The organism is Pseudomonas putida (assembly GCF_030159595.1).
GTDB classification, from domain to species: domain Bacteria; phylum Pseudomonadota; class Gammaproteobacteria; order Pseudomonadales; family Pseudomonadaceae; genus Aquipseudomonas; species Aquipseudomonas putida_AC.
The window spans coordinates 90,679-116,440 of record NZ_BSKJ01000013.1; the positions used below are offsets into that span (position 1 = coordinate 90,679).

Here is a 25,762-nt window from a genome sequence, read left to right on the forward strand (position 1 = left end):
CTGTACTAATCGGCCAGTGCCTTGATCAACTGTTGGTTGAAGGTCTGAATATCGTCCGGCTGGCGGCTGGTGATCAGGTTGCCGTACACCACCACTTGCTCATCCACCCAATCGTCACCCGCATTCCGAATGTCGTCCTGCAATGTCTTGTAGCTGGTCATCCGCTTGTCTTTGGCCAAGCACGCGGCACCAGCAGCCAGCCTCCGTGGCAGATGACGGCCAGCGGCTTGCCAGTCGCGTCGTGGCTCTTTATCAAGTTCTGCGCACCGGGGATCAAGCGGATCGTGTCGGAGTTCTGCACGCCGCCGGGCAGCACCAGGGCATCATAGAGATCGAGTTGGGCACTTTCGAAGGTTGCATTCGTCGGCGGGCTTGTCGTGATTCCAGCCACGCACCGCGCCGTCCTTGTCAGCGAGGATATCGACCACCGCACCAGCTTTCTGCAAAGCCTCCCGCGGCTCGGTTAGCTCGATTTGCTCAAAACCATCAGTCACCAGGAAGGCCACGCGTTTGCCACTCAGTTGTGCATTCATCATTGAATCTCCATTTTCGATAAGGCTGACAGGGGAAGCCTCTGGCCCGGCGCGATGTTCAAAGGCGACGCCTCAGCGGCATCGACGTTGGGCATGATTGATGGGAAGTCCTGCGAGCAAACCGATGACTGCCGCACTCAGCAACAGCGGTATCTTGTCTTTAGGGGTTAAGCCGATGCCCTCCATGCTTCTCGGCCTACCCGCTGGCGCGAGCAGATTCTCGGAGGATTCCAGCGCGCAGGAATGCGGTTCAATGGTGTATCTGGATTCGACTGAGCGGCAGCCTCAACCTCCTCAGCCATGGTGCTGACGTCCAATCTGTTCAGCTTCAACTCTGTGCCGTCCACCAAGGTCAGTGTCACGTCTTCAATGTCTCCCGCTGCGCGACCTGGAAAAATCGGTTCGCCTGCAGCATCCAGGTTGTCGTAAATGAAGCGCTTGCCCTCCAGCCAACCAACGGCTGTGAGTAGCTCGGGGCCGAGGTAGTATTTTCCATCAAGGAAGAAGCCTGGAAACTGGTGAGCGCATTCGACGTTCTCTACGGAGTGACGCTCGCCCGCCTTCATGCCTGTTGCTGGATCAATCATGACCACGACCTCCGTATGCTGGTATAGCCATCGCCGGATTGAAGAGGAGCGAGTGCGGAAAGAGAGGATTGACCAGCAGCGTCGCTTGGATAAGCTGCGTCAGAATTTGATGAAAAATATAGAAGGCTGGGAGCGCGCTCAGCGACTGCGAGCATCATTCAGGTGAGAGTCGAAGCTTCGCCTCCGGAGGAAGCAACTCAAATGGCGTTTGCAATGTGAGTTAGCTGGGCTATACAACAAACCGAGCTGCTTGATCCAATAAAAGTGAATATCCAGGAATTTATTGACCTGTCCGTGGACTTTCCGGACTGAGAATATGGTTGCTGGAGCAGTAGCAAGCAAGCCGAAGGCTGGTGGCCCTGATTTTCATTTGGGTTTGAACTTAACCTGCGTTAGGATCCTCTTAAGATCATCCACACATTACGGGAGTGCGCACATGTCGCGTTTGGCAGAATTTCGACAGCTCGAGCAAAAATTGGCCGCGCAACTGGCCGAGTTGGAAGCCATGAAAGGCTCCGCCGAGCTACAGAAAGAGATCGATTTTGAGACCAAACTGCGGGATCTTCTGGCCAAGTACGGCTACAGCCTCCGCGATGTCATCAACCTGCTGGATCCGCAGGCCGGCCGCCGTGCAGCACCTGCTGCTGTAGAGAAAGCGCCGCGCCGCGCCCGCCAGGTTAAGCAATACAAAAATCCTCACTCCGGTGAGGTCATTGAAACTAAAGGCGGCAACCACTCGCGATTGAAGGAGTGGAAGAAGGAGTACGGCTCTGACGAGGTTGAGAGCTGGGTCTCTAAGTAAGTCGTGATAGCATGCACAAAACCTCCGCTCGCGGGGGTTTTTTTACGTCTCGTGAATGAGGTCTCATCTGCTGAGCACGAGTCGCTCCTTTACGCCACTTGATACGCAGCCCAGCTGACAATGAGCCCGCCCAACCGGGATATGACCGATGCTTGGGCGTGTGCGGCTTGAGTAGCTTCGTCAGAAAAACGGGCTTTCTGTGAAGGTGTCAGGGGGTTAGGAAAAGCGACTAGAAAAAATATTTCGACGCACCCCCTTGAAATTTTTTTTGCGGGACGGAGTATATATTTTGTAAACAACAAAAAGCAGCGCGACAGGGCTCTCTAACCGTCTCCAGCGCTGCTCCTGCGCTTCAGCCTTTGCACGTCAGTTACTACCTACAATTTCTGACTGCTTTTTGATCAGGAAACTTGTCCTGACGTTTTGATTTCTCCGCTGTGGTTTGGCGCTTTTGAAAAACGTCGCTTCCTCCGGCCTTATGGCCGGCTAGATTTGCATTTGTGCTCAAATTCAGAGCAGCCCCCAATTTTTTTAGCTGAGATCGGCGGATTTCGGTTCACAGGCTATACCGGAACAGAGAGAGGCTTTACGAGTAGCGCCAGGCCACTTATCTATGTCGAAGTTCGGTTTGGGTGTTCTTCCATGCCGCAAACAAACGGGCAGATGCCCAGGCACAGAGAGGCTTTTCCATGCAGGACTACAAAGCTCAGCTCACAAAAGCTACGGAAGGGCTGCACTATTGTGATTTGATCCTGACAGCCCAAGAGGCTGATGATCTGCGGGCCCTGGTGAAAGACCTACAGGCATCGGGTAAGCACCCTGGGCTCAGTGGCGTGTTCAAAACGATCCTGGAAGAAACCTGGAGCAATGATGAACCGTGGCCAACAATCTCATCAGAATCGAAGCCTGGGCTGGATTGATCTGATGCCATTTCCAGCGGGCGGATCGCCCGAGTGTTCTTAGCAGTCAAGGCACTGGAAAGTAGGGCTGTGTTTGCTGAGCCTGCGAGGCCTGGGGTTCGTGAGGCTTGCGAGCAGTGATGCAATGGACGGCGTTTTCCAAGCCTGGCACACCCCCATCGCATTCCAGGCCTTCAATTTCTGAGCGAAGGTCGTGAATGAGGTCGGTCGCCGGTTTGCCGGTCTCTTGACTCAGAGTAAGAGTCAGCAGCGTCAAGGGGCTCAGTTCAAGTCGTTGGCTCACTTGCTGGAGCTTGTCCAGCGTCAGGCTTGATCGAGCGCCTTCCAATTTGGACAAGAACGTCCGACTCGTATTACCAAAGTCGCGCTGCGAGAGTTTGCGCTTGCAGCGAAGCGCTCGAAGGACGATGGCGAATGATGACTTCAAGGACATGTGCGGCTCCTTCGAATATGCCTTTCCTCAGTGATCTTGACGCTGCACCCGCCGTTCCCCCTGAGCTTCGCGACTAGCTGGCTAGGTTGTTGATGGGGGCGAGCCACTTCGTCGAGATACTGTTGATGCATACAGTATATCTCGCTAAGCTCTGTAGGAGAACATTTGTACTCTTGGCAGTGAACAGCGTTATGAACAACTCGGATGAGATCGTCGACGACCGCTTCGCTTTCTTTTCGCGCGAGGAGCTGTTGGAGCAGCAGTGCCTCCTCCTCCAGAGCGAGCTTGTCGTAATGGGGGAGGAGTTGGCGGCCTCCCGCGAGAAAATTGCCACATTGGTCTTGATGTGGACGGGCATCAAGGAAGAGCTACGGCAAGCTGAGGCGGAGTTGAGTAACGCAAGGCAGCAGCTTGATATGAGCTTCACGGCACGATCGTAATTCCCTTCACGCTTGCTGCCTTCCGTGATGGCTTTATGATTTCACTCCGGTTACGCTCATTCGCAGCAGGGAAGAGGTGCATTGAGCTAACGCCGGAAATGCTCCGCACGGCAGATCATTGTAGGGCGATCGCATACCTACCTCGTGCTTCTCCGCTCTAAGCATTCGACTCAAACGAGGAAGGAACCCATGTCGTTTAGCGACTATCTGAAAGGCCCAGCCCATCGACAGCGTGCTGAAGCCCTTGAAACACAGCTTGCGGAGCTTCAGCTGCAGCATTCGCAACTGCAAGAGCTCGTTACGAAGATCGGCGCCATGGAAGTAGTGAATATCCAGCAGCTGATTGCGCAAGAGCAAGCGAGGCTGACGGGTGTACGCGAGCAAACCCAACGTGCTGAAAGGGAGTTGGCTGCTCTCTTCCAGCGCACCACTGATCTGCAGGGGCAGATACTCGTTTGGGAAGAGACGTTGCTCCTGGAGAGCTTCGCCCTCTATGAGCCCAAGTTCAAGCTAACCAGCAGTCAGGAGTACAAAGCTCGACTGGATCACGTCCGTGATCGTCAGAAAGTCCTGATCAAGAATGGGCAGGCGGCCACCGGCAACATGAACTGGACGGTGAACAATAGCCAGGCCCAAGGCCGTAAGCTTGTCAACGACATGATCAAGCTGGTGATTCGCTCGTTCAACAATGAAGCTGATGCCTGCGTGGCCAACGTGAAATTTGACAACGTCGAGCTCGGCGAGAAGCGGATTCTCAAATCGTTTGAAGCTTGCAATCGCCTAGGCAAGATCATGAGCGTAGAGATATCCGGCATCTACCTCGACCTCAAGCTCGATGAGCTTCACCTTGCTCATGAATTCCAGATCAAGAAGCAAGAAGAAAAGGAGGAGGCAAAACGGGCCCGGGAAGAGCTGCGAGAGCAGCAGAAGCTCGAGCAAGAGATTCGCGCGGCGCGAGAGAAAATCGCCAAGGAGCGGAAGCACTTCACTACGGCAATGCGCGACCTCCAGGCTCGTCTTGAGCAAGTGCAGTCTGATGAGGAGCGCTCGGCACTGCTGGTGAAGTTAGCCGAAGTTGAGGCAGGTCGAGCCGAGCTCGAGAGCGAAGAAAAGCTCATTGATTACCGCGAGCAGAACGCCAAAGCCGGTTATGTGTATGTGATTTCTAACCTGGGAGCGTTCGGAGAGGGCATCTACAAGATTGGCATGACTCGCCGCCTGGAACCCATGGATCGGGTAGATGAGCTGGGTGATGCATCGGTGCCATTCTGGTTCGACGTGCATGCGATGGTTTTCTCGAACAATGCACCAGCGTTGGAGGCAAAGCTCCACGATCACTTTGCTACTGGCCGCCTCAACAAGGTCAACGGTCGCAAAGAATTCTTCCGGGCTGACATTGCAGAGATCGAGAGAATCATTAGAGAAAATTACGATGCTGTCGTCGAGGTCACCCATGAGGCGCCGGCAGAGCAGTACCGTGAAAGCCTTCGCATGGAATTGCCCAAGCCTGCCATTCACCAATCGGAGCGGATGACAGCACAGAGCTAAAGTCGCATGCCTGCACGCGGGAAGGGTGGCCTCTGTTTGTACCCAAGGCTAGTAGCCGTCCGCGAGATCGTTATCGCCCCATGAGAGAGAGGCTTAGCCGTTTTCGGGCCCCGAGCGGCTAAGTAATGGTGACTCAGATGAATGAGCGTACTCGCTGCCACTCATTCCAGCACTCTTCTGGGACGATGTCTTCATAACCCCGCTCTTTCTCCAACGCAACGGCGGCACTGAAAGGCACTGCTGTCGCGGTTGCATTATCTCGAATCTCAAGCACCTCATCCTCGCTGAGCGGTGTGCCTTTGCAATCCTCTGCCGCTTTAAGCAGGGATACAAGCGTAGGTATAAATACGAGACACAACGGATCTGTAGACAAAAGCTTGTCTCCTGAGGCGGATAATCGGGATTAGTGGATGCAGCTTATAGACCTGGGCGAGCACGCGCAAAGCCTGAGCACGCCTTGGCAGCTTTAGACGGGCGTCAAGTCACCCTTGGGATCAGCCTAGGGTCATAACGATTGTTCCTAGTCGGCTGGGTCACACTCATGATTGCAGCTGCGAGCCGCCCGTGCGAAGAGTCAGTTATTACATCCGAGCGCCCACGGCCTTATTTGGTTTTTACACCAATTTACTTTCAACGGGTACGTCCCCGTCATTGAGGCAGCGTCGACTTGGCAATCGTGGTCTCGACGGGATTTGGCTTGATCGTGCCGCTTTTTGCAGGCTGGACTTGCAGCGACAAGCCTTTATCATGGGCTGTCCTACTCAGCCTGAAAGGAAGCAAATGATCATCAACAAGGTATTTCGGCTTGCTGTCTCACTGCCTATTTATGCAGTATCCGTCCTCATTTGGATCTATATTGCAAGCACGATTTTCAAATCTGTGTTACCCGCATTCAAAGGCTATATGACGCCTTTTCAAGTTGGTCAGTTACTGGGGAATTTTCTCATCTGCCTCCTCGTAGCAGCGTTATCAATAGGGGTGTGGTTGCTAGGAAGATATGTGCGCACCTCCAGCTTCAAAAGAGTGCGGAAGCAGTTGGCGATCGATCAGTCCTAATATTTTCAGGCCTAATCTTCAGGGTGAATGGCGGCACAGAAGATCGCCCCGTGGGACGAACATACGAGTAAGCGTCCGGGCAAACCGTCTTGCAAGACTAAACCGTGCCGAGGTGCTTGCCAGGGGGCTTCGTTTACTCACTTCATCGTCCGCTCTGATCTCGGCGAAGCAGACGTTCAAAGTTACGGGGAAACCAGTCCGAGCTCGGCAAGCGCTTTCAGGCCATCAGCATCCACGACTCGAGCGATATCCGCAGGTGTCCAGGTCGAAATCTCTTGCCTGAAAATCTCGCTCGAGCGAAAAGGCATTGTCGACATAGCATCGAGCATTCCAACTCTTGAGTTTTGATAGCGATCGACGTCGTCTAGCTGCAGAAAATAGCAGTCGGCGTACTCGGAGAAGACCAGCTTAGCTGAGGCACGGAGGCGCAGGTGCTCGCGCAGCAACTCGAGGGCAAAACCTGGGCCTCGGACAGCTTCGGTTGCGATGATCATCCGATTCGGACACAGAGGCAGGTCATGTCGAGGTGCTCCTGAGAGGGCCTCGCCGCGATCGATTTCGTCTACCCCAGTCTTTTCCATTTCACCATTTCCTGAATTAGTTGCGTCGTGCTCTCTGACTACCGGGCAGGGTACACGGGATCGTCTAGCATCGCCTATCCCCGGAGGGGCTAAGGGGCGCGAGCGCTAGACTTAGCCTTGAGCATCATTGCGTTGCCGATATGAGTCTGCAATGACCTTTGGAGGAGCGGGGTGTACCGTAATAGGCTCTGCTGACTTATGATCCGAAGGCCTGGGAATGAAGAGAACACTGCTGGGCATGGCGGAAGCAGGTGAGCCACTACTGAAGCAAGCGCTGGAGGCCATCAGAGCGTACAACGAGGCGACGGCGCAGGGACGACCCGAGGCTGAACTCGAGCGCCTTCGCATCGAGGCAGATCACTTATTCCAGACCGTGGTCGACTATCAACTGCATAAAGCCTGTACCTTGGGTGACTCGGTACATTAGGGGGAGGTGTGCGATCGTGAGACCTCTGATCCGTAGGAATATTGATTTCGGGGCTGTACTCAATGAGATCTCTAGTCGATAAAGATCAAGAAATTGATTCGTATGACCGTTACTCCCGCTCTAGATTCCTCGCATCTGCTGTGACTGCATCCATTATCCCTATTAACTCGCGAGACAAGTCAGGTTCGTAACGTTGTAAGTAGGCTGAAATTGTCTCGTTGCGTAAAATCCTAGTCAAATACCCTTTAGCTACAACTAGCACTAACATCGTTTCTCCCAAAGTATCTTCTACAAGCCGGTAGTCGTGGTAGAGTCTTTCCATTTCTCTTTCCATTTTCATGATATTTTCAGCAGATACCCCTTCTACTGAGGTCTTAGTCTCCGTTAAATCGTCAGGCTTCGTTGCGGTCAACACCATTTGAGCATAACGTCCTGTATAGCAATTTGCAGAAATCATCATTTCTGCAGCTTCGATCTGCCGCATTGGCTTCATTTTTCTAAGGATATGGAATACTGGTTGACCAACCATCCGTGTTTTTAATAGCTCAATGGCCTCTTGCGCTATTCCTTTTAGTAAATTTTGCCTTAGATGGATCCGCTCAATTCTAATATTGAGGACTTCAGCGATTCGCTCGGCTGATACTCCTCTCTCGATCGCCTGAATAATCATCTTGCTTTCTTGGATGGGTGTCAGTCGATTCACTTGCCTGTTATAGGTGAATCCCTCGTCATCAGTGGCAAGCATGCAGAGCGCATGTTGTGCGCCTAGCTGTTTTAATGCTGCTAGTCGTAAATGTCCGTCAAGGATTAAATATCTCGGTGGTTGTTCGTTTAAGTCAATTGGCTCGCGGTGGATAGCTAGGGGCTCAATAATTCCAAGTTCTCGCACGGACGCTAGTATAGTTAGATATTTTGGTGAGCTAAGGGTGGTTGCTTGGACAGCTCGCGATGGCAGCAGTTGGGAAGTCGCCACAGTTAGTAGCCTACTATCAAAAGCGCTTTTAACCTCGCTCATGCTTCCCCCTTGACACGATCGGCTAAAACCTGCGGCATATCCTCAATACCTTCACTTCTCAACAGGGAGCAAAAGTACTCGTCTGTGAGAAGCTTTCTTAGTGCGGTGACCACGAATAATAGACGTTGCTCACCGATGTCCGCTTTTTTTACCATCAATCTTTGTCTGCGCACCTCTGATTGATAAGCGTTAAGAAGCTGGCGGGAGGTAGTGATTTTTTCGGGTCTTTTTTGATGGTTGAAGCATTTGCCACTCGCACGACGATTGTCGATTAAGCGGCGGACTTTCATTAATTGCTCGCCCTTCAGTAACCCATCCTCATATGCCTCAAGCATGGCGGCTTGGATTACAGTGTCATCCGAACGCGCGACTGTTATGGCAATTTGGATTGGTAACCAGCCTTTTTCTACAGCGCTGATCAGTCGTTCTTCACCTTGTCTGAGCAAAATAAGTATTCCACCAACATAGTTGTAGTCTAAGCAGGTTTTCTGTGAAATCTGTTTAGTGGTGTATCCGCGATCATGTAACGAATTTATTGCTTCTAGCAAATCACGGTTCGAGTGCTTTCGTCGGGCTAGGTTTTCTACAAGACTGATCAGATACCTGTCTACTTCACTAGCGGTTATCACTACGCAAGGGATGTTCCGCTCTCCTAAAGCCTTAAAAGCCTCCAGTCTGCCTTGGCCACATACTAGGTCGAAACCTGCACTGGTGCGCGCTATCGTTATAGGCCTCTTTAAGCCTAAATTTGCGATATTTTCAACTAGCCTGGCGAAGACTTTCTTATTGCGTTGCCTAGGATTGATAACCTTAATAAGCTCTAAGGGGATTTGCTCGATAGATGAGGCTCGGGCGACGTGTAGCGTCAGCGGAGCTTCCTGAGGCGCGTTCATTACGCGGCGCTCGTGAGATGGAATCTTTTGCTCAGCGTGGACAAAATGTCTAGGCTTTCGAAGCGGTAAAGCTCCAGTTCTCGGGGGTTTGAGTCCCCTAGTCGCAAGTTGGGCGCTACCAGATCAATCATCGGAAACAGATAGTAATCAAGAACTTCACTCTCTCCTGGAAGCATGCGGACGGCGACGGTGATGTCCGGGAAAAGGCTAAAGTCAAATCTTACCTGCCAGCGCCGGCGAGTTGCTCCTATTGGCTGGCAACGACAGAGTACAATCGAAATTGTAAATTCATCATTCACAAGTATCAGTTGAGTGCTTGGATCTACCGAGATTCGGCCTCCTACAGCTTCAATCTTCTGTTGCGTCTCAGTGAAAATCTCCGGAAAACGTTCTCTTAGATGTCGATTGGCTTCTATAAAGCTATAGTCCCTAGCCGGCTCATATCCAATGAGTCGATAGCTGTCAATCAGACTGCCAAATCGTTTCCTGTAACAGCTGCTTGATGGTAAGTCTTCCTGTTCGTCTATGATAAGACCTGAGAGACATCCTCGCTCTTGAAATAGGTCTTTTAAACTTATCAGCATTTCTTCGTTAGACCATGAGCGTGCACGAGCTTGAATTATTGCCTGGGCAGCAATGAATAACGAGGGGTCGACTATCGCTGGAAATGCTGCGTCCGCTCGTATCCACTCATTCGCGGGGTTAGCGACACGAGGCATCTTTAGTTTTCCTGATGTGTGATTCCAAACATTGTTGCCGATGTATTTTTCGTTCACAAGAATTTGATGCACTACGCCGCGTGTCCACGGCCTATTTAAGTCGGTGAGTAACCCGCGTCTATTCAATGAGTCAGCAATTTCTTTTTCTGTTTGAGCTTTTTAATGAAGCAATTATATATTTCCAGCACTACTTCTCGCTCAGAGTCGGGCCCTGGCGCGAGAATTACTCTATCAGTTTGAAGGCTCTTATATTCTTTACGGCACAGCGTTGCCTTAGGTTTGCCGGTTTGGTCTATGAGGTGGCGACGCAAACCATAACCTGCAGTACCACCCTGTCTATACCCTAGCTGAATCAAACGTGATTGTCCGGCAAACACCTTCACAGAAAGTTCGCGACTGTATTCGCCGGCCATCATTCTTTTAATGCTTTTTATGATGCTGGATGCAGGAGAGCCGTCATTCACAAATTGTTCGGCGCAATACTCTACTCTGACGCCAGCTTGTCGGCAGCGTACTTCATAACTTGCGCTGACGTCTGGGTCTTGAAAACGGCCCCAACGACTAATGTCATAGACTAGCACGGTAGTAAAGTCGTTGCTCCTAAGTTCGACATCAGCCAATAGATGTTGAAGAGCTTGGCGCCCATCTAAACTGAGTCCGCTTTTCCCTGCATCCGTATAAATTTTCACGACATTAAGATGGTGGGTTTGCGCGTAGATATTGATAGCGTCTAGCTGATTCTCCGTAGAGTATTGCTGGTGCTCAGTCGACATTCGGACATAAGCCGCCGCTCTGTTATTAGCTTGTACGCTTAATGATGTGCTTGGTCGCATTTGGCAGGCCTATCAGTTGGTTCATGGCATACCGGTACACGATAGGCAGGACTTCTGTATGCCTACCGGCGCTTACTAAATAATAAATTTAGGAGGTGGAAAAATGATCGCGAAGATGGGCAATTTCTTTCCGATTAGCTCTGAGGTGTATGCCCATGCCCTGGCAAGCGCTTTGCTGGATGAGCTCGGCAACTCACACAGAGCTATTAAGACCCTGCGAAATTGGACTAACGCGAGTGAGAGAACGACAAAGAATTGGCTTGCTGGTGCCAACGGGCCTAGTGGGCTACATCTCATAGAGATCATGCGTCACTCCGATGCCGTTCTTCATATTGTCCTTGAGCTTGCTCAACGAAGATCGATTGTCGCCGTTGCGCTTCTTCCTGCTTTGAGCCAGCGACTGACTGAGACTGCTGAGCTCATTGACGCGTGCCTTGGGCCCAGCCCCCTATCAGCCACGTCGTGAGTTTTCCTGGCAGAATCTTTGCTGGAGGCTGATATGAGTAGCCTCGGCTGCGTCGCGTCTACTTTTGGTGAGCCATCGATGCAGATCGCATAGTCGGTGTCATGTCTTCGCCAGGAAACGTAGGGATGCGAGAAATGTCTGGCTTTGCGAACGCTTTAGATGTCGCTATAGCAGGCGCTCGATGCGATCCGTATCACTACTACCTCATGGCCGACCCGAAGCTGTGCTCAAGCGGCTTCGCGTCGGGGCAGATTTCCTGTACCAAGCCGTGTCGACTACCAATAGCTCAAAGCCGATCGCTTAGCCGTATCGGCACAGTGCATCAAAATTTGGCGTCTTTAGGCCGCCGATTCGCAGCAATGCTGATTACGGGGCTGTCCTCAATGAGATCTCACCTTCGCAACGATGAGTCCGAAACCGCTACTGCAGTGGCTGGCGTATTCGAGTCTATGATTCAGATAATCGTACAAACTCGGGAATTGCTAGGATGGTGAAGGATCTCAACAGCGTTTTGCCTCCTGACCATCCGATGTACGCCGATGCCGTGGAGGCTATGAAGCGGTATCACCAAGCACAAGCCGACGGTGTCGGCGGGGCGGAGCTCGAGCGCCTGCGGCTTTTGGCTGAGCATAGGTTTCAGGCCGTTACTGACTATCAGCTGCAAGCATTTGGCGGCCCATCCGAGACCAGCCATTAGCTGATAAACGCCGCACCACTTGACCCAGTGGCGCCGCTTGGAAGAGCAGTCCGTTCTAGCGGGCTCGAGTGATTATGGAGCGGTCATTAAGATAGGGATCGCGGGCGGAGCGCTCCGGCGTGACGGATGGAAGCTCGAAGGGCCAAGACGTCGCAAGGCGATGGCTCGGTTCACGACAGCCGGGCCTCGTAGGGCACGCCCATACTGCTCTACAGGGCTTTCAACATGCGCTCCAAGCTCTGATGCTCCCATGTCGATAGCAGAGCGATAGGATCTGCCCGATCTCCTGAGTCGAAATCCCAACGCTGTCCGTCAGGTCTCACGCATCGTTCGCAGTAGTCCAGCTCATCACAGTCGTTGTAGATCGTGATCCGCCATCCCTCTACATCCACTTCGAAATGGCAGGCGTACACCTGCTCCCAGTTCAGGCTGCCTACCTTGGTCATTGTCCGGCGCTCGAACACCACCTCTCGTAACACCTGACAGACTTCCCGGGCTGTCAGTGCGACTGAGGGCGCGTTATCGCAGTCGTCTAGAGTCATATTCAGCTTTCCTCGGTCATCCGATCGAGGACATTACCTTGTGCACAGAGGAGCGACGTCATAGAGCTCTGGCAGGTTCGATTGATGGTAATGCCTGGAGGGTACAAATGTACTCTTGGCGGATTTAGCAGACTCGTTGCTGCTCTTCGGCTGGGCTTCCCGCATGGCAGAGATCCTTTTGCAGATTCTGGCGCGCATCGGCTGTCAGTAAAGTAACAGCTCACGAGATCTGCGCCATGCATACCACAACACCAGACGGTCGCTATTTCGTAGTCAAAGGTCAGCTCTGGCGCTGTAGCAATCCTGCGCTGTCTGATGAAGAGCGTCAGCACCTCGTGCACGACCTGATGCAGGCACGGCGAGCCGTGAAAGAAGCGAAGGCTTCGAATGATGCGGAGCAGCTTCGCAATGCACGAGTAAAGGTCAACGCGGCTAAAGTGGCCCTAGGTGAGAGAGGCCCTGTCTGGTGGAGCGACAGCAGCCCGGACTACAACCGCATGAAGGCAATCGATACGCCCTATGCTGACTGGTACGCCTCTCTGCGCGATCCTACGTGAAGCTCAATCGAACTCGTCCTTTCCCGCAGGGGCTACGTGTCGCTGTAAAATCCTGCGACCCAATGTGCTGGTCGGATTTGTCTATGGTGCATGACGCATTTCAAGGAGCATCACTGTTGTTCAGGACGTTGATGGATTTAATCTTTGTGGCTAGCGTGGCTCTCACTGTTCTCACGTTAATTTTTATACCGTGCGCGATCCTTAGCCTCGGAGTGCTGCTCGTCCTCGGCATCGATGACCGTTTTGTGAGCCCCGTTGTGGCTTACGTGGCGCTCCCAGAGGCGATTGTCATCAGCGGTTATTTGCTGCTCCGCTACTGGAGGCAAATCACTGACATCATCAAGTCGTTCACGCCGTGGTGATATAGGAATGCGTGGAGGGGAAACGAGTGATTTGGTTTCTGGGCGACGTACATGGGCGCTTTGATCATGTGATCCGGCTGGTGAAGCTCCACCGTCCCGAGGCAGTGGTCTTCCTGGGTGACCTTGAATGTAGCTTACCCTTGGACATGATCCTGCGCCCGATCTTCGACATTACTGAGATCTGGTTCATCCACGGCAACCACGATTCCGGGTTCCCGGCTTACTGGCATAACCTCTATGGCTGCGGCCTTGCTGAACGCAGCCTTCATGGCCGAGTAGTTGAGATTGCTGGATATCGTATAGCGGGGCTAGGTGGCACATTCGAGTCGCAAGTCTGGCTACCGGGCAGCCCTGATACCGGCATCCAGAGTTACGCAGACTACCTCGACCGCCTGGCGATCAGACCTCAGCACGAAGACATCGTTGCGACGAAGAAGCAGCATGCGCTTTCTGCAATCTACCCAGATGACTACTTCACGCTCGCTATGGAGAGGGCGGACATTCTGATTTGCCACGAGGCTCCTAGCTGCCACCCGCACGGTTATTCAGAGATCGATGAGCTCGCCCAGGCAATGGGTGCGAAAATGGTCGTGCATGGGCATCATCATGACTCTCTCGACTACAGGTCTGAATGGCCGAGGCTGGGATTTGAGGCTCACGGAGTAGCGTTCAGATCAATAATGGCTATCGATGGGTCGGTCATCAACTGAGTCGTGGTGCGGTGATCCCCTTCGTCATAGACATCGAAGCTTCCGACTCGCCGAGTCCGGCTGTGCCGTCGCCGGGCCTTCTATGCTGAGCTGGCAGGGCAGGGCAGGGCAGGGCGACGTTGTGTAGTCGCGCCTGCTACTCGTAGCGGCCAAGTTGGAGCTATCTCCTCCGTTCAAAATGCAGCAGCATTACCCGTCATGACATCGCTAGGTCAGGTGCCAGTGTTTTACAGTGACTACGAAAAAAGCAGAGCTTGGCTGCGCGCCAAGGCCAAGGACGCCAGATCCCTCTCGAATGAAGAAGAGGAGTACTTAGATCGCCAGATCGCGATTGAGCTGCGCAAGCGCATGGAGCATGACGCTTCGGTTCGTTGGTGGCAGCTCTTCGGGCTGGAGGGTCATCGTTTGGACTCCGTAGAAGCAGAGGCTCAGTTCATCGCTCACCTGGACAAAATTTTCAAATACCCGCCCGCGAGTCAGTTCCTCACTCCTACCGATTCTAACCGTCGAATCCACAATGCATACCATTTCAGCCGGCAGGGCGTTTACCACGGGATAGAGTACCTAGCGCCTCCCACGACGCGTCTGTTAGAGCTGATGCTGTACGGGTACTTTCCTTGCGGGAACACCTGGATCTACCTAGATAGGAGATCGCAACTGAGCTCCGATGGGTTCCGAAGTCCCAAGCAATGGCTCGCGCTACCCCCAGGGGAGACCCCTCAAGACAGGCTTGGTATCACGATCGAAATCAGTGTGGGTTGGAAGTCCCTGATTCGTTCGCAGTCGCCAGCAGCGCTATTCAGCAACTTGAAGCCATTCGAAAAGGAAAACCTCGCAAGGGAATTTGCTGCGGAAGGATCTCATCAGCATTGGCTTGAGCAGATTGTGGAAGGGCTCTTCATGGAGCGTGGCCATCGATCCAGAATCAGCATTATCTATGCTGGTGAGTCAGAGGAACAGCCCCTCACGCTTGCTGAGGTGATTGCTCAGAAAGGCCGCATTCCAGGAAAAAAAGTGGTCATGCAGGATGGCGACTATCTGAACTGTGAGCCCGCCAATCTCGTCATCCGCTCAAACCGTGGCCGGACGATGAGCTGCAAAACCTGTCGCCGCCCCACAAACAAAGACCAATCTGAGATTACCAAGGACTCGTTGGGTTCGAGCCTTCGCATCTGCCATTCCTGCCTACGATGGATGACCAAGACCTAAGAGTGGAAACGGCCTCACTAAGGGCTTGCCAAAAAGGTGCGCTTAAATCAATATAAACCCTATGATGTGGTATCTGCATCAGCAAGACTTAGAAGCCGGCTTTTTAGCCGGTTTTTTTGTGTCTTGGTTTTCCCTCTCGCCGCGTTCCTGCGGCATTTTTTGATCCTAAGCGTACCTATGCCTATTCAATCGCGATCGCTCGTTCGTGAGGCATACGCACGTCCATAGAAAATGGCGGAACCCTGATATGAAAGACTCGATCCACGTTGAGTATCAAAACAAAACCATCGTGTTCAGCGTCAGCGGGTGGCTGAATGCTAGTCACGTTGCGGAGCTTTACTCGGCTTCCGTAGATGCCTGGTTGAGATCACTTGAAACGCAGGAGTACCTGGCAGATATTGCTCAGGCACTCAGCGTCGAGGATGCCCAGGAGCTTACTCAGATCAGTGCCGACGACACCTGGCTGCACCCGAAGGTGGCAGTGGAATTTGCCAGGGAGATCGATCGTAAGCTCGCTCGTTGGTGTGACATAACCATCGACAGGATTGCGCGTGGTAACTCATCACTAAAAGAGCGTTTCGACGCTGCCTGCAAGGTATTGAATGAAGGTCGGCGTGAGGCAAGCGAGCATGGAAGAGGGCTCCTTGAGTGGCGCAATAAGAAGCCGCGCCTTGAGTATCGTGTGGCCCATCTGAAGGATCAGTTGCAGCTAACATTGGGGCTTGATAACCCCAACTGAAATCGACGAACGAAAGCCCGCCTAGTGCGGGCTTCGTCGTTTTTGAAGCAGGCGAAATCAAGGCCCGGAGTGTCCCTGCTCAATCGCCAGGATCTGGGCCTGTACTCTAATCCGCTCATGCTCATGCTACGCACCGTATCAGGTGGCTGCCGGGTCACTCAATTTTGGATGAGCTCAGCCGAAAAAGTGCTGAGTTGTCTGAGTCAATAAGGAAGCACATGAAGCGAGTCGAACGGGATTTCATCACGTTGTTTAATTGTCTCTGGTACCGAGACTTCCCGGTATCTGAGGTGCATGCCATAGCGGGACGTGCCGACTGGACGATCCATCTGGGCCTAGTCGTGCGGCAGTGTGCCACACTGCTCGGCGCTCGAGCCCTGTTTGAGCAAGGGGGGCGTACAGACGCGGTGATTCGGTATAGCGACACGGACACGCTTTCGTTCGTAGAGTGGGAGTGGACGCGGGCCCACACCGAAATCAACGAGTTCACCAAACTGCTCAAAAAGACTGATTCCGCAGTGTTCCAGACCTTCATCGGCTACAGCAGGGTTACCGATCTCAAGGTCACGATCGAACAGATCAGCAAGCGCTGGCAGACCGCCAACAAGCCGCTGATAGCGTTCCTGATCACCTATGAGATATCTGGGAGGAAGCGACGCTTCAAGGAGCTTCAGACCTACATGTTTGCAAAGGGCAAATACAAAAAAATCCGCTCTCAGCCTGCTTTGCCTTGGGAAGTAAATCGAGCGAAGGCGAATAACGAGTCTGAGGAAGCCGCATGATCGGGAGGCGCGACTGATGAGGCGATAGGGGGCGGCGAATCAAGTGCCCCCTAGACTCCTGGCTATCCCTCATATTCCCCTACCACTGCTCGTAGGCATTGGTAGGGTTGAGAGGATCTGCTGGGCCTGTCCCGTGACAACGGCCGCCTAGGTGATTGCGTCCGCTGTGAGGGTGGGAACTCCAGTCTATGCCCTCCGCCTGATTCACCAAGGTTGTGGCTGCGTCCTAGCGGGAGCACTGGAGCTTACGCTGTACTGAGTGGCGACGACCACCATCGATCGGTTATGCGCATAATTTAAGCCGCCGCCTTCATGGGTATTCTTGCGTCATGGATCGGTAAGGTTGCCCGTTTTAGCAGAGCTTGAACAAAAAAGTTTAAGGTGTTTTTGGAGCACTTTCCCTTACGGCGCTCTAGGTAGAAGTCCCGTGAAGCTCTCCAGGCTAGTGCAACCATGCCAAAGACTACCACGCTATAGATGGTAAGAATGATGCTGGTAACAGTATACGCTGTGAGATTATGAAGGTATGGAGCTGCTTGCACTTTCAAGCTCTCATTGTTGTCCAGTATTCGGAACGTAGCATTCATTGCGAGCCCGACAAAGCCAAGGGTAAAAAATCCGCGAAACAATTTGAAGCTAAATATGTGATTAAGAATATTTTCTCCAAGAGTAAGCGCATTTTCTTTGAAGCTTTTGCTGAGGCCAATTACTTTGTTGAGATTTTCTACGATCTCTAGATAAGAGGCCTCGGGTGCGTTAACGTTTCGCTTTAACCAAACAGTTTTATAGTCTTCGAGCTTGCTTTTTGAGAAATTGCTTTCATTGCCTAGAATGCAATGCTTTCGGAGCATGAACTGCCGGTATTGCGGTTCGTACCTGCGCGCCAGTAGGTATAGCGCGATAAGTTCGAAGATGGCGGCAGTAAGGCTAAGGGGAAGTGTGAGATTCGAATCGGCTACTTGCGCTGCGATCGATACGCCCATGAGAATCACTGTAAGGAAGATGAAACCAATGGCAAGCCTATAGGTTTTTGTCTTGGGGCCAGATGCGATTGTTGAGGGGCCGAAAATCAGATTATATCTCATCGCCAGTGTTTCGATCTTTTCTAATGTTAAGGTTTCCATCAGTTCTCTCAGCCTGTATTTCATTCATTGCAGGCGCGTTTTTAATAAATTATTTACTGAGTAGCTATGTTGAGTGACTGCCCACGGCACCTTACCGCACTTCGCCAGGGCTGTCAGCGCTCTATCCCATGCCATGTGCATGTCGCCGCTGCGGGATCGAAGAGGCCGCCTGGATTGGAGATTAGTCAGACGATTGGACTGGTCGCATAGCTGCACATTGTTGCACTTTCGTTTTCCAGATTTGGCTGGGCGCTTCCACCGATCTGCGCTACCTATTCTCCTCCATATGGGAAAGTGCGGGTGTAGGATCTAACCGGATGAAGGGGGCAGGAGAGCTATCGCGTTTCCCCGCAGGGGCTGCGGTTTTTATTCACGAAGTTGGAGTCGAATAGGGAATCGCGTGGTCTCCACGTTGTGACTTGCAGGGCAGCGGTTGAGCACACCAACAGTGTCAGCCGTTCGTCATGGATCGGAGAGATTACCGCCCGGCGTAATGACTTACAAGGTGTGCCCAAATCTTAAATGCCTGGGTATCCTGGCGAAGGGCTTCGAGAGCCTCTACCACAGAAATTTTAGTTGGGCTTCCGCCGATGAGAAAAATCTTATCGCGCTCCTCGAGATAAAGGTGCAATAGGGTAAGAACCATGATTTGCTGTACGGGCTCCATGGATCTGTACGACTTACGCATGGCCTCCAATCGCTCCGGAATAGGCTCAGATTGATCATAGTCGAACCCCTGCGGTCGCATTGTGTGGTGACGGCCTTCATCACAATAGGGACGGACTTGCTTGAAGCAATTCTCTGCACCGTGCTCGGGCCGTTGTCCCAGTCCAAAACAATCTATTTGAAGGTCGGTACGGCTCAGTCAGATCGTAGATTCAAGATGCGGCCGGGGGAGGCTGGCTAGCCTGACCTTGAGGTCTTTTACCAAGTCATCGACTTCAATCGTAAGCACCTTCAGGGCGTCAGCAGTTGAGCCCATCCCCATTACCCGTGAGATTCGAGAGCTTTCGTTCTCGTAAAATTCCTGAAGTTTGCTAGCTCGTTCCGCACTAGTGAGTGCTTGAGTTGCAAGCTGTGCCTGAAGTCGCAGCATTTCTGAGCGTGCGTGTTCAAGCGCCTTCTCAGTGTCTGCGTTGTTCATCTCGACCATGGAGATGACGCCTTTAGCACGCATGTAGAATCGGACGATCTGACGTGATGTCTCCGGGGGGAGTTCAGCCAAGCACTCAGGCGCAGAGTCAAAAAGTGGGAATGGATTCTGGCCGATCGGAAACACCGTGACGTAGGGTGATCCCTCCTCAAGTTCAAGGAGATCCTTTGCGTACTCGGCTGAATAGACTTCCCAGGCAGTCGATACCTCTACCAGAATCAGCTGGCTGGTATTGAAGACGATGACCTGCCTATCAATGTGAGCCTTCTGGTCTGCTATTTCACGTGAGTTTTTCGCAGCAAGCTCGGTACGTAAAAAAGTCTTGTGCGTGGCTTTCATTGTGAAATATCCACCAATCAGAGCACCGACCATCGCATGCACGAAAGGACTGGAGATTACGCCAGTGACCGCATCCCAAGCTATTTGATGAACCATTTCTCAACCTTTTATAAACTCGAACATTCAGCATCCTGCGATGCTCGTTGGCATCCACCCCAAGGGGGCGCAAAACCTTCGGTCATCCCCGAAGGGGGCTTGTTGTCAGGCAGGGAGCGCCGAAGGAGTGTAGCTAACAGGGTGACGCTACCCTGAGTCATCACGGCATGAATCGCTACGATGCCAACAAGCGATCACTTCACGCTCGCGGCTACCAACTCAGCGATCCCATTACGCACTGCATTTACGTTGTCATTTATTGTGGCTAGAGCGGCATTCACGTTGCTGATGATCGTGGTAGCTCCTCGGTCACCATCCTATTTGGCTAGCTGTTCGATGGCGGCGCGTAGCGCATCCTGGTTATGGCTGAGGCGTTCAGGTCTTCAGCGGCTGTCTGTAGCTCTTTCATGATTAGCTTCTCTTGGTGAGGCTGGCAGCATATCTTGTATCACGGCTTCCCTCGGCGGCGAGTTGCCGACGGCTAGATTCGTGATGTCGTTTTAACATTTATACTCCGCTGCTCAAGGTGTCGAATTTCTGTACGCCGACGCAAAAAGGTAGCGCTTACCGCATGATTTCCACAGTGCAAATGGCGGGCAAGGGAGTAGATCTCCTAGAAAAGCTCGTGAGTGTGCCCAAAATCTATAGATCAGGGGATCCGACTATTTTCGTGCCGGTTGGTCGCTATTCGACCTCTCCGGGGTGGTGTTTCCTCCCCTGGAAGGGCATCGAAGCCGAATACAGATGGGGTTTTAAGGCCCGTACTGAGGTTAGTGATTACGTCTCCGTGCTCATTGGTCTGCAAGCTGCGTTCCTAGCTAATGAAAGTGAGGCTTTTTGGGTCATAAAGAATGGAAAGAGGGTACGGGAAACTCAGCGTAGGGCTCGTTGGCGGGACGGGGGCGCTAAACCAAATCTATTGAGGCCATGGGGCTGGCTTGAAGTACATTTCGAGAAGCTCGAAACCCTTGGTCAGGATCACCTCAACGGAGCTGTGTTGGATCTTACAGCAGAGGGTTTTGAGGGGGGTGAGCACTTTATCGTTCGGCCAGCTCGAACTCGGAATTTTCAGAGCTATTTCAGCTTGGCTACCTTCGCTCTGTGGGGTAAGCGTTGTGCAATCACGGGTTCCGCTTGGGCGTTGGAAGCAGCACACATTAAACCGGTGGCGAGCTGCGAAGATGATGATCCAGCTTTGACTGACCCCTATAACGGCATCGTTCTAACTGCATCGCTACACCGATTGTTGGATGACGGTCTTTTTGGCTTTGATCTTGATGGCAACGTGGTAGTCGATCCCAAACTGAGCAAGAAAGAGCGAGATATCCATCAGTTGGCCAACTCACATAAGGTCGATTTTGAACCGGAAGCGGAGATATACCTGCAACACCGTGTCTTGCACACTATTGTGGGATCCAAGCCCTGAGCGAATACGGTAACCGTTTTGGCTTCAATCAAAGAAACCATCGCCAACTGCACCTTATGGGCAGCCGGAAAGCTCCGTGCTTAGAGCTTTGCAAAGCTCAATCGGTTCACATCCGCACGGGCATGTTGAATCCGGATAGGTCGAGGTACGCCAACGGCACACTGGTCGAGCTGACGTACCCCATGTATGACCGCGTTTGCTGACAGAGGCTGCGCAGAAGGGCATCGAAGGGTTTCCGTTACAGCAAGGCGGAGGTGTCGACCCCTGCCATCGTAACGAGAGAGCGCCTGCGGCTGTTAGCTGAACACAGCTTTCAGGCAGTCACTGACTACCAACTGCACGCGCTTGGCGGGCCAGCCGAGCCCAGCCATTAGAAAGAAAACTAACCTCTTTGTCGTTTGCTTCCAAAACTTGGCTACAGTAGTAGAAGCTATTCATTGTTGACTTGAAGGAAAGCCCATGTTCTCGCATGAAAATCAGTGAGGAGTTTGATCGAGTCTTGAATTCTTTACTAGCCTTATGTCCATCATTTGACGACTCATTTGAGGAGGTGGTATGCGATTTGCCAAGGTTATAAGCTTTACGCTTCCCTTGACGCTAGTTTTCTCTCTTAGTAGTTGCGTGCTTGGAATAGGTGTTGACCAAAACAAAGTGATCTTACCTACTGAAGGTTCGACAAGCGTGCATGAAGATACAAGTGTCGAACAATTCGAGCTGCCTGTAGAGAAAAATACTACAGGGGCGGCAAGAAAGTCGTCCTTTTCGATCATGATGATGAAGCACTCGAAGCGGCATACAAAATATTAGAGTCCGATGGAAAATTTACTCGAATAAAAGTCCTCTACTCCACAAACAGAAAAGCGCAAGAAATCGCTACCCGGCTGGAATATACAGCAGAGCCTGGCGATTTATCACATGGCTATTGCTATGTCAGCATTCCCAAGGATCATCGCATAGGGGAAATGGAGGCACCCTCAAAGTGGCGATTTGAATTTACTCCAAATCCTGAAAAGCACATAGTTCTGATGTCAGCGCAGAAAACAACAAGGGAGGATTTTTTCAATAACGTGAACGACTTGCTTGGCGATTCCGCTAACTCAAATACATTTGTCTTTGTCCATGGCTTTAATGTCAGTTTTGAAGACGCTGCTCGGCGAACCGCGCAAATGGCTTATGATCTTCAATTCAACGGGGTTCCTGTATTTTTCAGCTGGCCGTAGCAGGGTAATATCCCTTCATATACCGTCGATGAACAGAATGTTGAATGGGCAGAAGCTGATCTGAAGAGCTTCTTACTGGACTTCTTGCGGAGCTCGCAAGCGGATAATGTCTACGTGATAGGACACAGTATGGGTACGAGAGCATTGTCGCGATCAATAGTGAGCATTGGATCTGATGACCCTGAGCTGGCAAAAAAAGTCAAAGGAGTGATCCTTGCGGCACCCGATATTGACGCGAGGGTGTTCAAGCGAGATATAGCGCCGAAGCTGGTTAGTGCAGGGAGAAACGTAACTCTATATGCATCTTCGAATGATAAAGCCCTGGGGCTATCTAAAAAGATTCATGGATATCAACGCGCCGGCGAAACAATTGGAGAGTTGGTGGTCGTCAGCGGGATGGACACCATTGATGCATCAAAAGTTGATACTAGTTTGGTAGGTCATAATTACTACGGTGATAACAGATCTATAATCTCTGACATGCACTATCTGCTGAAAACTCAAATGCCAGTCAAAGATCGAGCAGGTCTGTCATCTGTAGGCAAAGAACCCGCTCTTTACTGGATGTTCAGACCCTGAGCAACCTGTTGTGAGTTCCGTTTTGGTTCGATCGCATCCATGGACATCCAGCAGCTATCGGTATGACCGCGATGACCCAAGGAATTGCGTTCGACACCATGCTGTAATCACTCAGGACTAGTTCGCGAAATTGGATTAGGAGGGGCGTTTGGTGCGCTTAAAAAAAAACAGCGGTCAGAATTCAACGATACTCCCCCACGCGACACAGATGACAAGAGGTTCAATTCGCCACGAGCCGGCGTTTTAACCTTTTCGGCTTTGGCGAGCGGCTACCGTGTGTAAGGGCTGAGTCAGCCCTTTGGGTAGAGACCAAACCTAAATTACGATGAATGGTTTAAAAGTGTTTTCGAACTCGCCAAACTTTACCTCTTGTCCTGTAAAGTAGGAGAGGGCATAACGGTAATGGGTTTTGCTATAAGTCAATAGCCGCATTCTATCATGTCTTGAGGCCTGAGAAATGAATCTCAAAAAAACAGGATTTTGTTTGCTGGTGGCGGTGCAAACGGGTTGCAGTGTTTGGGTTCAAGAGGAGGGCTCAGTCTTGGTTCGCGAGCCTGCCAACTCCAGTTACGACATTCATGATAAACCGACGGAGCTCGCTCAATACGCCCAAACCTACTGGCCATATGTTGCTCTCGCTGCAAACGCCTACAATCTCTCCTGGCCCGATTACCAGCAAAAACTTGCGGGTAGCAACCAGAAGGCCGATCAGGGCCCCGTGGATGAGCCTTTTGCTCAAGCGTGTAAACCGCACAGCAAGCAGTTGATACCAACACCTGGGTGGTATGGTTGGCCAGCATTCCCCTCACAACCGCTAGCTGAACGAGCTGAAAAGGCGAAGCTGTTCTTCAGTGTCTGGGAGTACCGAGGCGGCCAAGGTACTGACAAAGCCACTGAAGTTGCCATAGTCTTCCGGGGTACAGAAGCGGATCAGAGGCAGGACTGGTTCTCTAACGCTAGGTGGTTCATTCCAACATGGCTTAGAGGCGAAGACCAATATGATGTGACTAAAAATGAGTTAGCTAAGGAGTTCGAGGCCGAGATACAACAGCGCATTGCAGAGCATAAACTACCAGCCAATGTAAAAATCACATCCGTTGGTCATTCTCTTGGCGGCGGTTTGGCACAGCAGTTGGCTTATGCATTACCCAGATCAGCACCATATCCTGTCAAAGTGTCCAAGGTCATTGCCTTCAACTCGTCTCCAGTGACTGGCTGGTTCAGTACGGCCAATCCACCGCGAGACGAAAACACTAAAGGGTTGGAGATCGATAGAGTCTTTGAGCACGGCGAGGCTCTCGCCTATGTACGCTTGCCCATCAACATAATTGCACCCCCTAATAAACGAGATTCTTACGTTAAGGACTTGCGTTTCAATTTGAAAGTGACGCCTGGTGGGGTGTCCAACCATGGCAGTCAGTTCTTCGCCTGTCGGCTTGCAGAGGTGGCGGGCGCGACTAAAGGCACAATCCATACCGAGAGTTTTGCAAACGAGGAAGAAGTGAAGCCTGAGGTATCAGTTTTTGGCGCAGTATCGAAATAGTCGAACTAGCGAACTAGACTTATCTATGATTCTGTTGATCACTCAAATCGTAAATTGGTAACGGTTAGAGGACTGGCTCATCAGGCAGTGAGTGCCTGCGCATCGGGCGACTTGGGGATATGCGAATTGCCGAAGCTCGAAAAGACGAAACCCTGTAAATGCAGGGCTTAGCTTCAACCGAGAATCTCTTCAATAGCCCACGCTCCGGTGAAGGCACTTGGCAAGGGCGAGTGGGTGCTTTCACAGGGGCGCTACCTGTTCTTCACATAAGGCGGTGACGCGGGCCAGGAAATCCAGACGTTGTGATGAAGTCTGGAGGGCTGTCGCGTTCCCCCGAAGGCGCTGTGGTCTTCAGCCCGCCCAAGCAAGGGCGAAGTACATATGTACTCTTAGCGCTGAAGGAGATGCAGGAGGCGTCGCCGCTTCGGCTCGAAGAGGCCGGCTGGCTTTAGCCAGAAATAATGGAACATCTTGCGTTTGTGCAGGAAGTCTTCCATCTGAATAGCGGCTCGGCGTAGACTTGCATGGATGTATCAAATGGCCATCATTCGACGATTTCGGATTAGCCTTGTGGAATTTGGAACTCGTTGACAAAGCGCGAAAATCTAAGGAAGGAAAATTATGAAAAAAGCCCTGACTGCCGTAATGCTTGCCACCGGATATATGTCTGCTGCTCAGGCAAACACAAATATTGATCTTCAATGTACGCTTGATGGCGGAGACGTGATGACTCTCAGTCACGTGAGTGATACGGCATACATTGAATTTTTAGCGCCTGGCGACGATCCCGATGAAGGGGGTAGCGTAATTAAGCTCAACGCGCCTACCGGCGGGGTTGAGACGTATCTCAATCGCAGTGCTGACGGTTTGGAATCTTTCGTTCTTCGCGGAACCGACGAAGACATCGAGGGAGCTATAGCGGTTGGCTATGAAAAGAACGGAGACAAGCAGAGAGCATACTTCAGCCAGATGAACTCGCTGGGTAAGGAAACTGGGCACTATGAGTGCACACCTGGAACCATCAAGGCATCAAGCGTCCTCCTGTCAGCCGGGCTAGTGGGCCTTAACGTCCCACCGGCAGCATCGCAAGGCACTACTACTGTTGCCGCTACTCAGCCAAAATCGCCACCGGTGAAAATTGAAATTGGCCAAAGAATGTCCCAGTATGGCTCAGTCCGCGCACCATACCGTACAGTGAATATTGTTGGCGTTACAGAAGGGCTGGTGATTAACAAAGTCACAGTAAATCGGAACCAGTGCTCTGAGTCCGTGGGCAATCCGAAGAAACCTATAAGCTTACCTTTCGGTAAGACAGTCACATACAACTACAGCATTGAATACAGACGTTGTGATGTCGTAGAAGTAGTAGTTAGCACTAGCCAAGGGGAGTGGGTGTTCAATCCCCAATAGTAAACCTATTCGGGAGGGATG

At 51.8% G+C, this 25,762-nt stretch carries 23 protein-coding genes and 4 pseudogenes; 17 read left to right on the forward strand and 10 right to left on the reverse strand.

What is annotated here, in order from left to right:
- Positions 1–5: 5 nt before the first annotated feature.
- Positions 6–533, reverse strand: a pseudogene (locus QQL85_RS23805) (type 1 glutamine amidotransferase domain-containing protein).
- A 316-nt stretch (positions 534–849) separates the two neighbouring features.
- Positions 850–1,120, reverse strand: a pseudogene (locus QQL85_RS23810) (SDR family oxidoreductase); the annotation flags it as partial.
- A 436-nt stretch (positions 1,121–1,556) separates the two neighbouring features.
- On the opposite strand from QQL85_RS23810, the gene QQL85_RS23815 reads away from it, so the two are divergent.
- Positions 1,557–1,922 (forward strand): histone-like nucleoid-structuring protein, MvaT/MvaU family, encoded by a 366-nt coding sequence (locus tag QQL85_RS23815; protein ID WP_180688407.1) that lies wholly within the window; start codon positions 1,557–1,559, stop codon positions 1,920–1,922.
- A 689-nt stretch (positions 1,923–2,611) separates the two neighbouring features.
- The gene (locus tag QQL85_RS23820) at positions 2,612–2,842 is read left to right on the forward strand and encodes a hypothetical protein (RefSeq protein WP_284356879.1); all 231 of its coding nucleotides are present in this window, start codon (positions 2,612–2,614) and stop codon (positions 2,840–2,842) included.
- 46 nt (positions 2,843–2,888) lie between these two features.
- Here the strand turns inward: QQL85_RS23820 and QQL85_RS23825 are convergent, their stop codons facing one another.
- Positions 2,889–3,275, reverse strand: a complete 387-nt coding sequence (locus tag QQL85_RS23825; protein ID WP_284356878.1) for a helix-turn-helix domain-containing protein — start codon at positions 3,273–3,275, stop codon at positions 2,889–2,891.
- A 191-nt stretch (positions 3,276–3,466) separates the two neighbouring features.
- Between QQL85_RS23825 and QQL85_RS23830 the strand changes: the two genes are divergently transcribed.
- From QQL85_RS23830 to QQL85_RS23845, 3 genes are all read left to right on the forward strand, one after another.
- Complete coding sequence (locus QQL85_RS23830; protein ID WP_284356877.1) at positions 3,467–3,715, forward strand: hypothetical protein; 249 nt, start codon at positions 3,467–3,469, stop codon at positions 3,713–3,715.
- Positions 3,716–3,904: 189 nt separating this feature from the next.
- Entirely contained in the window at positions 3,905–5,263 is a 1,359-nt protein-coding gene (locus QQL85_RS23835; RefSeq protein WP_284356876.1) for a DUF4041 domain-containing protein, read from the forward strand.
- A 780-nt stretch (positions 5,264–6,043) separates the two neighbouring features.
- Positions 6,044–6,319: a hypothetical protein gene (locus QQL85_RS23845; protein ID WP_284356875.1), complete on the forward strand. Its 276-nt coding sequence runs from the start codon at positions 6,044–6,046 to the stop codon at positions 6,317–6,319.
- Positions 6,320–6,501: 182 nt separating this feature from the next.
- On the opposite strand, the gene QQL85_RS23850 is transcribed toward QQL85_RS23845, so the two are convergent.
- A complete protein-coding gene (locus QQL85_RS23850; RefSeq protein WP_284356874.1) occupies positions 6,502–6,900 on the reverse strand; it encodes a hypothetical protein in 399 nt (132 codons plus the stop codon).
- Between the two features lie 217 nt (positions 6,901–7,117).
- On the opposite strand from QQL85_RS23850, the gene QQL85_RS23855 reads away from it, so the two are divergent.
- Complete coding sequence (locus QQL85_RS23855; protein WP_284356873.1) at positions 7,118–7,327, forward strand: hypothetical protein; 210 nt, start codon at positions 7,118–7,120, stop codon at positions 7,325–7,327.
- 109 nt (positions 7,328–7,436) lie between these two features.
- Here the strand turns inward: QQL85_RS23855 and QQL85_RS23860 are convergent, their stop codons facing one another.
- From QQL85_RS23860 to QQL85_RS23870, 3 genes and pseudogenes are all read right to left on the reverse strand, one after another.
- Positions 7,437–8,342: a plasmid partitioning protein RepB C-terminal domain-containing protein gene (locus tag QQL85_RS23860; protein WP_284356872.1), complete on the reverse strand. Its 906-nt coding sequence runs from the start codon at positions 8,340–8,342 to the stop codon at positions 7,437–7,439.
- Complete coding sequence (locus QQL85_RS23865) at positions 8,339–9,235, reverse strand: ParB/RepB/Spo0J family partition protein (protein ID WP_284356871.1); 897 nt, start codon at positions 9,233–9,235, stop codon at positions 8,339–8,341. Before QQL85_RS23865 ends, QQL85_RS23860 begins: the two co-directional genes overlap by 4 nt.
- Positions 9,235–10,727, reverse strand: a pseudogene (locus tag QQL85_RS23870) (recombinase family protein). Before QQL85_RS23870 ends, QQL85_RS23865 begins: the two are co-directional and overlap by 1 nt.
- Positions 10,728–11,740: 1,013 nt before the next feature.
- On the opposite strand from QQL85_RS23870, the gene QQL85_RS23875 reads away from it, so the two are divergent.
- Positions 11,741–11,950 (forward strand): hypothetical protein, encoded by a 210-nt coding sequence (locus tag QQL85_RS23875; RefSeq protein WP_284356870.1) that lies wholly within the window; start codon positions 11,741–11,743, stop codon positions 11,948–11,950.
- A gap of 209 nt (positions 11,951–12,159) precedes the next feature.
- On the opposite strand, the gene QQL85_RS26870 is transcribed toward QQL85_RS23875, so the two are convergent.
- Positions 12,160–12,492, reverse strand: coding sequence for a DUF7693 family protein (locus QQL85_RS26870; RefSeq protein WP_284356869.1), 333 nt, complete (start codon positions 12,490–12,492; stop codon positions 12,160–12,162).
- 236 nt (positions 12,493–12,728) lie between these two features.
- Here QQL85_RS26870 and QQL85_RS23885 point away from each other — a divergent pair, with 236 nt between their 5' ends.
- The 6 genes from QQL85_RS23885 (at position 12,729) to QQL85_RS23910 (ending at position 16,851) form a co-directional block, all read left to right on the forward strand.
- Entirely contained in the window at positions 12,729–13,049 is a 321-nt protein-coding gene (locus tag QQL85_RS23885; RefSeq protein ID WP_284356868.1) for a hypothetical protein, read from the forward strand.
- A 116-nt stretch (positions 13,050–13,165) separates the two neighbouring features.
- Complete coding sequence (locus tag QQL85_RS23890; RefSeq protein WP_284356867.1) at positions 13,166–13,411, forward strand: hypothetical protein; 246 nt, start codon at positions 13,166–13,168, stop codon at positions 13,409–13,411.
- 26 nt (positions 13,412–13,437) lie between these two features.
- The gene (locus tag QQL85_RS23895; RefSeq protein ID WP_284356866.1) at positions 13,438–14,121 is read left to right on the forward strand and encodes a metallophosphoesterase family protein; all 684 of its coding nucleotides are present in this window, start codon (positions 13,438–13,440) and stop codon (positions 14,119–14,121) included.
- Between the two features lie 198 nt (positions 14,122–14,319).
- Positions 14,320–15,330 carry a hypothetical protein gene (locus QQL85_RS23900; protein WP_284356865.1) on the forward strand — a complete coding sequence of 337 codons (1,011 nt, stop codon included), beginning with the start codon at positions 14,320–14,322 and terminating at the stop codon, positions 15,328–15,330.
- A gap of 247 nt (positions 15,331–15,577) precedes the next feature.
- Positions 15,578–16,069: a KilA-N domain-containing protein gene (locus QQL85_RS23905; protein ID WP_284356864.1), complete on the forward strand. Its 492-nt coding sequence runs from the start codon at positions 15,578–15,580 to the stop codon at positions 16,067–16,069.
- A gap of 218 nt (positions 16,070–16,287) precedes the next feature.
- The gene (locus tag QQL85_RS23910) at positions 16,288–16,851 is read left to right on the forward strand and encodes a hypothetical protein (RefSeq protein ID WP_284356863.1); all 564 of its coding nucleotides are present in this window, start codon (positions 16,288–16,290) and stop codon (positions 16,849–16,851) included.
- Between the two features lie 296 nt (positions 16,852–17,147).
- Here QQL85_RS23910 and QQL85_RS23915 read toward each other — a convergent pair whose 3' ends face one another.
- Entirely contained in the window at positions 17,148–17,975 is an 828-nt protein-coding gene (locus tag QQL85_RS23915) for a hypothetical protein (RefSeq protein WP_284356862.1), read from the reverse strand.
- Positions 17,976–18,840: 865 nt separating this feature from the next.
- The gene (locus tag QQL85_RS23920) at positions 18,841–19,563 is read right to left on the reverse strand and encodes a hypothetical protein (RefSeq protein ID WP_284356861.1); all 723 of its coding nucleotides are present in this window, start codon (positions 19,561–19,563) and stop codon (positions 18,841–18,843) included.
- 571 nt (positions 19,564–20,134) lie between these two features.
- Here QQL85_RS23920 and QQL85_RS23925 point away from each other — a divergent pair.
- From QQL85_RS23925 to QQL85_RS23940, 4 genes and pseudogenes are all read left to right on the forward strand, one after another.
- Positions 20,135–20,989, forward strand: coding sequence for an HNH endonuclease (locus QQL85_RS23925; RefSeq protein ID WP_284356860.1), 855 nt, complete (start codon positions 20,135–20,137; stop codon positions 20,987–20,989).
- 1,025 nt (positions 20,990–22,014) lie between these two features.
- Positions 22,015–22,788 (forward strand): annotated as a pseudogene (locus tag QQL85_RS23930) (alpha/beta hydrolase).
- Positions 22,789–23,245: 457 nt separating this feature from the next.
- Positions 23,246–24,331: a lipase family protein gene (locus QQL85_RS23935; RefSeq protein WP_284356859.1), complete on the forward strand. Its 1,086-nt coding sequence runs from the start codon at positions 23,246–23,248 to the stop codon at positions 24,329–24,331.
- 621 nt (positions 24,332–24,952) lie between these two features.
- Positions 24,953–25,741 (forward strand): hypothetical protein, encoded by a 789-nt coding sequence (locus QQL85_RS23940; protein ID WP_284356858.1) that lies wholly within the window; start codon positions 24,953–24,955, stop codon positions 25,739–25,741.
- Positions 25,742–25,762: the final 21 nt, after the last annotated feature.

Coding starts and splice junctions, on each gene's coding strand:
- QQL85_RS23830 (WP_284356877.1), top strand. CDS start 3,467: ATGAACAACTCGGATGAGATCGTCGACGACCGCTTCGCTTTCTTTTCG.
- QQL85_RS23935 (WP_284356859.1), top strand. CDS start 23,246: ATGAATCTCAAAAAAACAGGATTTTGTTTGCTGGTGGCGGTGCAAACG.
- QQL85_RS23845 (WP_284356875.1), top strand. CDS start 6,044: ATGATCATCAACAAGGTATTTCGGCTTGCTGTCTCACTGCCTATTTAT.
- QQL85_RS23815 (WP_180688407.1), top strand. CDS start 1,557: ATGTCGCGTTTGGCAGAATTTCGACAGCTCGAGCAAAAATTGGCCGCG.
- QQL85_RS23875 (WP_284356870.1), top strand. CDS start 11,741: ATGGTGAAGGATCTCAACAGCGTTTTGCCTCCTGACCATCCGATGTAC.
- QQL85_RS23855 (WP_284356873.1), top strand. CDS start 7,118: ATGAAGAGAACACTGCTGGGCATGGCGGAAGCAGGTGAGCCACTACTG.
- QQL85_RS23865 (WP_284356871.1), bottom strand. CDS start 9,235: ATGAACGCGCCTCAGGAAGCTCCGCTGACGCTACACGTCGCCCGAGCC.
- QQL85_RS23920 (WP_284356861.1), bottom strand. CDS start 19,563: ATGGTTCATCAAATAGCTTGGGATGCGGTCACTGGCGTAATCTCCAGT.
- QQL85_RS23915 (WP_284356862.1), bottom strand. CDS start 17,975: ATGGAAACCTTAACATTAGAAAAGATCGAAACACTGGCGATGAGATAT.
- QQL85_RS23850 (WP_284356874.1), bottom strand. CDS start 6,900: ATGGAAAAGACTGGGGTAGACGAAATCGATCGCGGCGAGGCCCTCTCA.
- QQL85_RS23900 (WP_284356865.1), top strand. CDS start 14,320: ATGACATCGCTAGGTCAGGTGCCAGTGTTTTACAGTGACTACGAAAAA.
- QQL85_RS23820 (WP_284356879.1), top strand. CDS start 2,612: ATGCAGGACTACAAAGCTCAGCTCACAAAAGCTACGGAAGGGCTGCAC.
- QQL85_RS23825 (WP_284356878.1), bottom strand. CDS start 3,275: ATGTCCTTGAAGTCATCATTCGCCATCGTCCTTCGAGCGCTTCGCTGC.
- QQL85_RS23905 (WP_284356864.1), top strand. CDS start 15,578: ATGAAAGACTCGATCCACGTTGAGTATCAAAACAAAACCATCGTGTTC.
- QQL85_RS23835 (WP_284356876.1), top strand. CDS start 3,905: ATGTCGTTTAGCGACTATCTGAAAGGCCCAGCCCATCGACAGCGTGCT.
- QQL85_RS23860 (WP_284356872.1), bottom strand. CDS start 8,342: ATGAGCGAGGTTAAAAGCGCTTTTGATAGTAGGCTACTAACTGTGGCG.
- QQL85_RS26870 (WP_284356869.1), bottom strand. CDS start 12,492: ATGACTCTAGACGACTGCGATAACGCGCCCTCAGTCGCACTGACAGCC.
- QQL85_RS23910 (WP_284356863.1), top strand. CDS start 16,288: ATGAAGCGAGTCGAACGGGATTTCATCACGTTGTTTAATTGTCTCTGG.
- QQL85_RS23940 (WP_284356858.1), top strand. CDS start 24,953: ATGAAAAAAGCCCTGACTGCCGTAATGCTTGCCACCGGATATATGTCT.
- QQL85_RS23885 (WP_284356868.1), top strand. CDS start 12,729: ATGCATACCACAACACCAGACGGTCGCTATTTCGTAGTCAAAGGTCAG.
- QQL85_RS23925 (WP_284356860.1), top strand. CDS start 20,135: ATGATTTCCACAGTGCAAATGGCGGGCAAGGGAGTAGATCTCCTAGAA.